Consider the following 10,188-nt stretch of genomic DNA (forward strand, 5'->3'; position numbering starts at 1 on the left):
AATGACTTCACAGACCGCGTTGGCGCTCTCCCGGCTGGTATCGCGCAGCAGGGACTGGTGCATGTCGGCAAAGCGCCGCACCAGGCGCTGCTGGTGCGCATGGTCTTCCAGCTGGTGCCACATGGCATCGGCCAGGGCCTGGGGCGTAGCCTGGTGCTGCAGCAGTTCCGGCACCAGGAAGTCGCGCGCCAGGATATTGGGCAGGCCCACCCAGGGCTGGTAAGCCATGTGCCGCATGATCTGGTACGAGGCCCAGTTGACCTTGTAGGAGATCACCATCGGCTTCTTGTACAAGGCCACTTCCAGCGAGGCCGTGCCCGAGGCCACCAGCACCGCATCCGAGGCCTCCATCGCACTGTGCGACTGGCCACGGATGACGCTGATGCCAAGATCTTCATATCCGCCCTGGCGAATCTGCTCTTCAAAAAAGGCCATCTGCCGGTCGCCCGCCATGGGCGTGACGAACTGCAATTGGGGATCGCGCTGCCGCAACAGCCGTGCCGCAGCGAGGAAACCTTCGCCATTCTGCTTCAGTTCGCTCATGCGGCTGCCCGGCAGAATGGCCACCACCCTGCCCGGCCCGGTCAGTCCGAGGCGCTGGCGTGCGCCTGCGGTGTCAGGCTGCAGCGGGATCACTTCGGCCAACGGATGGCCGACGTAGGTCACCGGGACGCCCGCCTGGCGGTACAGGTTTTCCTCGAAGGGAAAGATCACCAGCATGTGCGACACCGCGCGCTGGATCTTTTTGATGCGCCACCCGCGCCAGGCCCAGATCTGCGGACCGATGAAGTGGATGGTCGGAATGCCGGCCTTCTTGAGCTGTTCTTCCAGGCCCAGGTTGAAGCCGGGATAGTCCACACCCACGAAAACATCCGGTCGGTCCGCCAGCAGCTTGTCGCGCAGCGACTCCTGGATGCCCTTGATCTCGCGGTAGCGCGGAATCACCTCGAACAGGCCACGCACCGTCAGTTTGTCCATCGGCCAGTCGCTGGCAAAACCTTGCGCCATCATGTGCTCGCCGCCAATGCCATGCAGGCGCACTTCCGGCAGGCGCTCGCGCACCCCGGCCAGCAGGCGGCTGCCCAGCAGGTCGCCCGAGCTTTCGCCGGCCACCAGTGCGATCGACTGGCGGCGCGTGATGTCAGCGGATGATGCCACGGGCCGAAGCCTCGATGAACTCGCGCAGCAGGCGGATGTGCTCGGCGCTGTGGGCCGACTTGGCCTCCATCTCCGCCAGCTGCTGCTTGGCTTCTTCCAGCGGCAGGCCGGCACGGTAGATCACCTTGTAGGCACGCTTGATCTCCATGATCTGCTCGCTGGTGAAACCACGGCGCTTCAGGCCCTCGCTGTTGATGCCAGCCGGCACGGCACGGTTGCCGGCCGCCGTCACGAAGGGCGGCACGTCCTGGCTCACGGCCGCCGTAAAGGCGGTCATGGCATGGGCACCGATATGGCAGAACTGGTGCACGGTGGTGAAACCGCCCAGGAATACGTGGTCGCCCAGGTGCACGTGGCCGGCCAGCGTGGCATTGTTGGCCAGGATGATGTGGCTGCCCAGCTGGCAGTCGTGCGCCAGGTGGACGTAGGCCATGATCCAGTTGTCGTTGCCAATGCGGGTCGCGCCACCATCCTGCACGGTACCCCGGTTGAAGGTGACGAATTCGCGGATGGTGTTGCGGTCGCCGATTTCCATGGTGGTCGGTTCGCCCGCGTACTTCTTGTCCTGCGGCGCGGCACCGATGGAGGCGAACTGGAAAATCTCGTTGTCACGGCCAATGGTGGTGTGGCCTTCGATCACCACGTGGGGACCGATGCGCGTGCCCGCGCCGATGCGCACGTCAGGACCGATGACGGCATACGCGCCGATCTCGACCGATTCGTCGATCTGCGCTCCGGGGGCAATCACTGCGCTGGGATGGATCTTGGACATGTCCTGTGCTTCGATGGGTTCACTTGTTGCACATCTTGCAATGAAGCAATCTGCACAATGAATCAGGCCCGGCGCGATCTTGCCGATCACCGCCGGGCCTGGCTTGATGCGTCAAGCCTGCAGGCAGGCCTGGGGTCAGGCGCTCTGGCTGGCGTCGGCGGCGCTGCGCATGGTGCACATCAGGTCGCCTTCCACAGCCACCTGGCCGTCCACGGTGGCCACGGCACGGTATTTCCAGATGCCACGGGCACGGCGGGTGATTTCCACTTCCATCTTCAGCTGGTCGCCCGGTTCCACCGGACGCTTGAAGCGGGCATTGTCGATGCCGACGAAGTAGACCACGGTGTTCTCGTCTGGCTTGCGGCCTTCGGTCAGGAAGGACAGCAGCGCCGCAGTCTGGGCCAGCGCCTCGATCATCAGCACGCCCGGCATCACCGGCTTGTGCGGGAAGTGGCCGTTGAAGAATTCTTCATTCACGGTCACGTTCTTGATCGCGGTGATGGTCTTGCCGCTCTCCCAGTTCAGCACGCGATCAACCAGCAGCAGCGGATAACGGTGCGGCAGGTACTGTTTGATTTGATTGATGTCGAGGCTATTCATTCTCTTCTTGATTCTCTGAAAGCGGGGCTTGGCCTGCTTGTTCTTGTGTCAACGTTTTAAGCGATTTTTCCAACGCCCGGATTTTCTCACGCATCGTGCCCAGATTGCGCACCAATGCAGCGGATTTTTCCCAGTCGCGGTGTTCGGTGATGGGATAGAAGCCGGTGTATTGACCCGGCTCAAGGATGGAACGCAAGGCCAGCGTACCGGCCGAGACGTGCACCTTGTCCACGATGGTGATGTGGCCGTGGATCATGGCCGCGCCGCCGATGGAGCAGTATTTGCCGATTTTCGCGCTGCCGGCGATGCCGGCACAGGCGGCAATGGCGGTATGGGCGCCGATGTGGCAGTTGTGGGCGATCTGGATCTGGTTGTCGAGCTTGACGCCCTCCTCGATCACGGTATCGGCCAGCGCACCGCGGTCGATGGTGGTATTGGCACCGATTTCGACGTCATCGCCGATCATCACGCGGCCAACTTGCGGAATTTTGATCCATTGCCCGGCTTCGTTGGCGAAACCGAAGCCATCGGCCCCGATCACCGCACCCGAATGGACGATGCCACGCGCCCCGATCTCGCAGGCGTGATGCAGGGTCGCACGGGCGTGGAAATGGGTGTCGTCACCGACCTTGGCGTGGTGGCCGATGAAGCTGCCGGCGTCGATACGGGCGCGGGCACCGATGACGGCACCGGCTTCGATCACCACCAGCGGGCCGATCACCGCATCCGCCGCGACCTGGGCCGATGGATCGACCACGGCGCTGGCATGGATGCCGGCAGGCGCGCGCACTTCGGCCTGAGCCTGAAACAGCTGGGCCGCGCGGGCGAAATAGGCGTAGGGATTGCGGGTGACGATGCGGGCACCGGCATAGCCCTGCACCTGGGCGTCGTCCGTCTCGGACAGGATCAGCGCGGCCGCCTGGGTCTGGTCGGCTTGCGCACGGAACTTGGGATTGGAAAGGAAAGTGATGTGGCTGGCACCGGCGGCATCCAGTGGCGCGATGCCATCGACCGCGATGGTCGCATCACCCTTCAGCTGACCGCCCAGGCGCTCGACCAGTTGCTGCAGTCGAATACTCATCTTGGCTTTTCCGAATGGTAGGCGTTGCTTGGCTTACGGTAGAACAAAGGCCGCCCTGAAGGCAGCCCCTGAAGCGACATGCGGGCGCAGGACGTTGCCGCCCGGCGCCCGCATGGTGAAGGCGGCAATTACTTGGCCAGTTCCTTCAGGACCTTGTCGGTGATGTCGATGCGCTTGGAAGCGTAGACGGCTTCCTGGAAGACGATGTCGTACTTCTCGGCTTCGGCGATCTGGCGGATCACCTTGTTGGTGCGTTCCAGGACCACGGCCAGTTCCTCGTTGCGGCGCTGGTTCAGGTCTTCGCGGAATTCACGCTGCTTGCGCTGGAATTCCTTGTCCAGGTCGGACAGGTCACGCTGGCGCTTGGCGCGGTCGGAATCCGACAGCACGGCAGCATCCTTGTCCAGCTTGTCGGACTGGGCCTTCAGGCGCGCAGCCATGTCTTGCAGGTCACGGTCACGCTTGGCGAACTCGGCTTCCAGCTTGGTTTGTGCGGCCTTGGCAGGCGCCGCTTCGCGGAAGATGCGCTCGGTGCTCACGAAGGCGATTTTCGAGCTTTCCTGCGCGTGGGCGGGGGCAAAGCTCAACAGGCAGGCAGCCATCACGATGGTCTGCAGGGACAGGAACGATTTGGTCATGAACTTCAAGATTACTCTCCGTATTACGAATCAATGATGACCGCTTTAGAAGCCGGTACCCAGTTGGAACTGGAAGGTTTGAGACTTGTCACCCGTCTTCAGGTTCAATGGCTTGCCGAAGCTGAGCTTCAACGGGCCAATCGGCGACACCCAGCTGATACCGACACCGGCCGAATAGCGCAGGTCGTTCAACTTGATGTTCTGGCCGTCGGCAAAGACGTTGCCGCCGTCAAAGAAGGTGAACCAGCGCAGTGTGCGGTCCTGGCCCGAGCCCGGGAACGGGAACTGCAGTTCGGCATTGCCGTACAGACGCGAGGCGCCGCCCATGGAGTCGCCGTACTGGTCCTTCAAGCTACCCAGCGAGGAGGCTTCATAGCCGCGCACGGTGCCGATACCGCCGGCGTAGTAGTTCTTGAACACCGGGTACGGCTTGCTGCCCAGGCCGCGGCCGTAGTCGACTTCGCCATTCAGCGCCAGAGTCACGGCCTTGCTGAAGAACGGCTGGAAGTACTGCTGCTGGTAGCTGGCACGGTAGTACTTCAAGGTGCCCACATAGGAGACCTCGAAGTTGGCGCGCTGATAGCGGCCGGTGGTCGGCACCAGGGCCGAGTCACGGCCGTCACGCTGCCATGCCACGGTCAGCGGGATGCTGGTGGTACGGGCGCTGCCGATACCGCAAGTTGCGGTCGAGGTCACATCGGTCACATCGCAACCGGAGCCGCCTGCGCCACCGAAATCGCGCACGTACTGGCGATACAGCGTCGGGCTGGTGTTGTCGGTGCTGACGTTGGTGTTTTCCACGCCAATACCAAAGAACACGCGATCCAGTTCCGAGAACGGCACACCAAACTTGATGCTGCCGCCCAGGGTCTTGACCTTGTAGTCACCTGTCGTATAGACCGACGGGCGAATCGTGCGCAGGTAGATTTCATAGGTGCGGCTGATGCCGTCATCCGTGAAATACGGATTGGTGGTCGACAGCGAGATCGTGCGATAGCGCGAGCTGGTGTTGATGTCGATACCGACGGTGTTGCCGCTGCCGAAGGCGTTTTCCTGCGAGATCGAGCCGGTCAGGCTCAGCTTGTCGGACTGCGAGAAGCCGGCACCGACCATGATGTTGCCGGTCGGCTTTTCCTCGACCTTCATGTTCACATCAACCTGGTCGCTGGTGCCCGGCACTTCAGGCGTATCCACGGTCACTTCCTTGAAGTAGCCCAGACGGTCGACGCGATCGCGCGAAAGCTTGATCTTCTCGCCGTCGTACCAGGAATCCTCGAACTGGCGGAATTCGCGGCGGATCACTTCATCGCGGGTCTTGGTGTTGCCGGCGATGTTGACGTGACGCACGTAGACGCGCTTGCCCGGGTCGACCATGATGGTGAAGGCAACTTCCTTCTTCTCGCGGTCCACATTGGGGTTGGCGTTGACGTTGGCGAAGGCGTAACCGAAGTTGCCCAGGCGTTCACCGATCTTCTTGGTGCTGTCGGTCAGCTTGGCGCCGGAATAGACGTCGCCCTTCTTGAGCTGCACCAGTTTGGCCAGTTCCGGCTCCATGCCGAACATCTCGCCTTCCAGCTTGATGTCGGAGACGGTGTACTTCTCGCCTTCCTTGATGTTGACCGTGATGTAGATGTCTTTCTTGTCGGGCGTGATCGACACCTGGGTCGATTCGACCTGCATCTCCAGATAGCCGCGGTCCAGGTAATAGGAACGCAGGGTCTCGATGTCACCCTGCAGCTTTTCCTTGGAATACTGGTCAGCCTTGGTGTACCAGGTGAACCAGCCCGGGGTGGTCAGCTTGATCTGGTCGCGCAGGGTGCTGTCGGAGAACACCTTGTTGCCGACGAAGTTGATCTGCTTGATGCGCGAAACTTCACCTTCATCCACGGCGAAGGTAATGGCGACGCGATTGCGCTCGACCGGCGTGACGGTAGTCGACACCTTGGCACCATACAGGCCGCGCGACAGGTACTGACGCTTCAGTTCCTGTTCGGCGCGATCGACCTGCGAGCGGTCAAAGATCCGCGACTCGGCTACGCCGATTTCCTTGAGGGCCTTGGTCAGCTGTTCCTTGTCGAATTCCTTGATGCCGGAGAGGTCGACGCTGGCAATAGCCGGGCGTTCGACCACCTGCACCACCAGCACGTCGCCTTCGGCTTCGATACGCACGTCACGGAAGAATCCGGTGGCGTACAACGCCTTGATGGCGGCGGTGGCCTTTTCATCGTTGAAGGTATCGCCCACGCGCACCGGCAGGTAGCTGAAGACGGTGCCGGCTTCGGTACGCTGAATGCCTTCGACGCGGATATCCTTGACCACGAACGGCGTGATGGCCATGGCCTGGCTGGAGCACAGGGCAAAGGCGGCAGCGGCAATCAGGCGACGGGAGAGAGTCGGAATGGGATGTTGCGCAGGGTGTAATTTCATCTATCGTTCATCAACAGTTTTTCGCTGCGGCACTGCCTGACATGATGCTGGTAAGCAATTGAAAACGGATTCCTGATCCATTGCCAATTGCTTAACAACTGCCATCGGGGTTGGCCGGCAAATGTAAAAAATCCGGTCTTTCTGGCCGCCCCGCCGATCTTGCTCGCTCGACGGGGCCGGCATCAGGCCGGATTCATCCTTGGAACATCAGTCGCACGATATCGTTGAAAGCGGCAACGAGCATCAGCGCCATCAGTAATCCCAGGCCGGCGCGCTGCGCGATTTCCCCAAACCGCTCGGAAACGGGCCGCCCTGTCAAAATCTCCAGCGCATAATACAGCAAATGACCGCCGTCTAAAACCGGGATTGGCAACAGATTCATCACTCCCAGGCTGATACTGATGAAGGCCAGGAAGCTGAGGTAGCTCACCAGGCCCACGCGGGCGGTCTGTCCGGCATAGTCGGCGATGGTGATGGGGCCGGTAATGTTCTTCAGCGAGACCTGCCCGACGATCATCTTGCCGATCATCTTGATGGTCATCACGCTGGTATCCCAGGTCCGCTGCGCGCCCTTGGCCACGGCCGTCAACGGGCCATCGCTGACGGTGGCCATCTCCGGTGCCAGCGGCACTTCGACCTTGATGCGGCCGATGCGCTTGCCACTTTCACCCTCTTCCACCGACTCCGGCGTGACGCGCACCTCGATCGGCGCAGCGCCGCGCACGCCCTGCAGCAGCAGCGGCTTGCCGGCGGATTCGCGCACTTTTTCCACGAAGGCCAGGCCATCCTGGACCGGCACGCCATCGATGGCGGTGATGCGGTCGCCGCTTTCCAGGCCTGCCATCTTGGCCGGCCCCTCCATGATCTTGCCCAGCACGGCAGGCGGACGTGCCAGCGACAGGCCCAGCTTGGCCAGGAAGTCGCCTTCCAGCTCATTGCTGTCGATGCCGCCCAGACGCAGCGTAACCGAGTTGAGCAGCTTGCCGCTGCCATTGGGATTGGGACGTTCGACGTCGATGCGGGCATCGGCCTTTTCCAGCACCAATTGCATCAGTTTCCAGCGCACTTCGGACCAGACCTGCACCGGCGCGCCATTGATGGCCGTGATGCGGTCACCGGCGCGCAAGCCGGCCTGGTAGGCGGCCGTCTGCGCGGTCGCTGCACGCAGCACGGGCACCGGCTCCGGCACGCCGTGCATGTAGAGACCAGCAAAGAGAAGAATGGCCAGCAGGAAATTGGCGATCGGCCCGGCCGCCACGATGGCGATGCGACGCCAGACGGATTGGCGCGTGAATTCGCGCTTGAGATCGGCTTCCGGAATGTCTTCCAGCGGCTGTTCGCGCGCGTCCAGCATCTTCACATAGCCGCCCAAGGGCAGCACCGACAGCGCCCATTCGGTCTGGTCGCGGCCGAAGCGGCGCGACCAGATCACCCGGCCCATGCCGACCGAGAAGCGCAATACCTTCACACCGCACCAGCGCGCCACCAGGTAATGCCCCAGCTCGTGGACCACCACCAGGGTGCCCAGGGCAACGAAGAAAGCGATCAGGGTATGCAGCAGGTTCATCGTGAAATCAGGGCCTCGGCGTGGTCACGCGCCTGCCGGTCCTGCTCCAGCAGCGCCGTGATGTCATCGGCTTGCCGGTTGGGGATGGCGGACATGACCTCTTGGATCAGGGGAGCGATCTTCCCGAAGCCGATGCGGCCATCGAGGAAGGCTTGCACGGCGACTTCGTTGGCGGCGTTGAGGATCGCCGCCAGCGTACCGCCGGCCCGCAGCGCATCATACGCCAGTTTCAGGCAGGGGAAGCGCTGATAGTCAGGCGGCAAGAAAGACAATTGCGCGATCTGGGCCAGATCCAGCGCTGCCACGCCCGAGGCGATACGCTCCGGATAGGCCAGCGCATTGGCAATGGGCGTGCGCATGTCGGGGTTGCCCAACTGCGCCAGCACCGAGCCATCCGCATACGAGACCATGGAATGGATCACGCTCTGCGGGTGGATCACCACCTCGATCTTGTCCGCCGGCGCGCCGAAGAGCCAGTGCGCTTCGATGACTTCCAGGCCCTTGTTCATCATGGTGGCGGAATCCACCGAGATCTTGCGCCCCATCACCCACTTGGGATGAGCCACGGCCTCTTCCACGGTGACTTGATCCAGCGTATTCACATCCCGATGGAGGAACGGACCGCCCGAGGCCGTCAGGAGGATTTTCTCGACACCATGCGCCGTCATCGAACGGGTGTAGCCGTCGGGCAGGCACTGGAAGATGGCATTGTGTTCGCTGTCGATGGGCAGCAGGCTGGCACCATGTGCCTGCACCGCATCCATCAGCAGCTGGCCGGAAATGACCAGGGCTTCCTTGTTGGCCAGCAGGATCTTCTTGCCGGCACGTGCGGCGGCCAGCGTGGAGGCCAGTCCGGCGGCACCGACGATGGCCGCCATGACCATGTCGCAGCCTTCGGCCGATGCGATGTCGCACAAGGCTTGCGGACCGTAGGCCACTTCAGTGGACAGCCCGGCTGCGCGCAACAAGGTTTGCAACTGCGCGGCCGCTTCGGCGGAACCGACCACAGCCACTTGCGGACGGAAGCGCTGGCATTGCTCGGCCAGTTCGGCAACACGGGAATGGGCGCTCAGCGCAAAGACGCGATAGCGGTCGGGATGGCGGGCCACCACGTCCAGCGTGGACACGCCAATGGAGCCGGTGGAACCGAGAATGCTGATGGACTGCATGGAATTTCCAGAAGGAAAGCGGCGGCTCAGGCAGCCGCCAGCCAGAGATCGACCAGCGCTGCCAGCGGCAGCACCGGGATGAGCGCATCGATGCGGTCGAGCACGCCGCCGTGACCGGGCAGCAGGTTGCTGCTGTCCTTCATGCCGGCGCGGCGCTTCAGTTGCGACTCGAACAGGTCACCGACCACGCTGGCCACCACCATGAGGCTGAGCACACCGACAAAACCGCCCCAGCCCCAGCGATTGAACAGGTGATACTGGAAGGTCTCGCCACCACTCATGGACATGGCCACTGCCGCCGAAATCACCAGCACCGCCAGCCAGCCGCCGATGGCACCTTCCCAGGACTTGCCCGGGGAAATGGAGGGAGCGAGCTTGTGGCGGCCGAAACCCTTGCCCGAGAAATAGGCACCGATATCAGCCACCCACACCACCGCCATCACCGAGAGCAGGTACAGCGGCGAATGCTGGAACAGGTCCACGATGGCAACGAAGCAGCCGAGGATGGACAGCATGTAAGTGCCGTTGAGCAGGCGATTGCCGAAAGCTTCGATCCTGGGCAGGCCCAGGCCAAGCGCGGGCACGAAGCGCAAGGCCCACAACAGCACGCAGAGCACATACAGGGCGCGCACGCTGGGCAAGCCGGAGAAGAACAGGATGACGCTGAAGACCAGCGTCCACACGGCAGCCCACAAGGTGGGACGCGGGCTCTTGAAGAGACGGAAGCATTCCCACGAACCGGCGGCGAAGAACACCAGCACCGCCATGGCAAAGGC

The 10,188-nt window shown here is 62.5% G+C and carries 9 protein-coding genes; all 9 read right to left on the reverse strand.

Going from position 1 to position 10,188, the window contains the following annotated elements; genetic code table 11:
- The coding region (gene lpxB, locus B3873_RS16675) for a lipid-A-disaccharide synthase (RefSeq protein ID WP_286867407.1) at nucleotides 1–1,158 on the reverse strand (1,158 nt) is incomplete at its 3' end.
- Complete coding sequence (lpxA, locus tag B3873_RS16680) at nucleotides 1,142–1,930, reverse strand: acyl-ACP--UDP-N-acetylglucosamine O-acyltransferase (protein WP_039788266.1); 789 nt, start codon at nucleotides 1,928–1,930, stop codon at nucleotides 1,142–1,144. The genes lpxB and lpxA, both read right to left, overlap by 17 nt.
- Nucleotides 1,931–2,065: 135 nt before the next feature.
- Complete coding sequence (fabZ, locus tag B3873_RS16685) at nucleotides 2,066–2,530, reverse strand: 3-hydroxyacyl-ACP dehydratase FabZ (protein WP_006462531.1); 465 nt, start codon at nucleotides 2,528–2,530, stop codon at nucleotides 2,066–2,068.
- Entirely contained in the window at nucleotides 2,523–3,611 is a 1,089-nt protein-coding gene (lpxD, locus tag B3873_RS16690) for a UDP-3-O-(3-hydroxymyristoyl)glucosamine N-acyltransferase (protein ID WP_039788270.1), read from the reverse strand. Before lpxD ends, fabZ begins: the two co-directional genes overlap by 8 nt.
- A 128-nt stretch (nucleotides 3,612–3,739) precedes the next feature.
- Complete coding sequence (locus B3873_RS16695; RefSeq protein ID WP_227022628.1) at nucleotides 3,740–4,249, reverse strand: OmpH family outer membrane protein; 510 nt, start codon at nucleotides 4,247–4,249, stop codon at nucleotides 3,740–3,742.
- A 45-nt stretch (nucleotides 4,250–4,294) separates the two neighbouring features.
- Nucleotides 4,295–6,676: an outer membrane protein assembly factor BamA gene (bamA, locus tag B3873_RS16700; RefSeq protein ID WP_286867412.1), complete on the reverse strand. Its 2,382-nt coding sequence runs from the start codon at nucleotides 6,674–6,676 to the stop codon at nucleotides 4,295–4,297.
- 193 nt (nucleotides 6,677–6,869) lie between these two features.
- Nucleotides 6,870–8,243 (reverse strand): RIP metalloprotease RseP, encoded by a 1,374-nt coding sequence (rseP, locus tag B3873_RS16705; RefSeq protein ID WP_286867413.1) that lies wholly within the window; start codon nucleotides 8,241–8,243, stop codon nucleotides 6,870–6,872.
- Nucleotides 8,240–9,412: a 1-deoxy-D-xylulose-5-phosphate reductoisomerase gene (gene ispC / locus B3873_RS16710; RefSeq protein WP_286867415.1), complete on the reverse strand. Its 1,173-nt coding sequence runs from the start codon at nucleotides 9,410–9,412 to the stop codon at nucleotides 8,240–8,242. The genes rseP and ispC overlap by 4 nt, the downstream gene beginning before the upstream one ends.
- A 26-nt stretch (nucleotides 9,413–9,438) precedes the next feature.
- Nucleotides 9,439–10,188, reverse strand: a 750-nt coding sequence (locus B3873_RS16715) for a phosphatidate cytidylyltransferase (protein ID WP_286867416.1), incomplete at its 5' end; no start/stop codon positions are given.

This window comes from Herbaspirillum sp. UBA812 (genome assembly GCF_002296545.1).
In the GTDB taxonomy this organism is placed as follows: domain Bacteria; phylum Pseudomonadota; class Gammaproteobacteria; order Burkholderiales; family Burkholderiaceae_D; genus Herbaspirillum; species Herbaspirillum huttiense.

What these genes read in the sequence shown, in the direction of transcription:
- bamA (WP_286867412.1), bottom strand. Translation starts at nt 6,676, where the DNA reads ATGAAATTACACCCTGCGCAACATCCCATTCCGACTCTCTCCCGTCGC.
- lpxD (WP_039788270.1), bottom strand. Translation starts at nt 3,611, where the DNA reads ATGAGTATTCGACTGCAGCAACTGGTCGAGCGCCTGGGCGGTCAGCTG.
- rseP (WP_286867413.1), bottom strand. Translation starts at nt 8,243, where the DNA reads ATGAACCTGCTGCATACCCTGATCGCTTTCTTCGTTGCCCTGGGCACC.
- lpxA (WP_039788266.1), bottom strand. Translation starts at nt 1,930, where the DNA reads ATGTCCAAGATCCATCCCAGCGCAGTGATTGCCCCCGGAGCGCAGATC.
- fabZ (WP_006462531.1), bottom strand. Translation starts at nt 2,530, where the DNA reads ATGAATAGCCTCGACATCAATCAAATCAAACAGTACCTGCCGCACCGT.
- B3873_RS16695 (WP_227022628.1), bottom strand. Translation starts at nt 4,249, where the DNA reads ATGACCAAATCGTTCCTGTCCCTGCAGACCATCGTGATGGCTGCCTGC.
- ispC (WP_286867415.1), bottom strand. Translation starts at nt 9,412, where the DNA reads ATGCAGTCCATCAGCATTCTCGGTTCCACCGGCTCCATTGGCGTGTCC.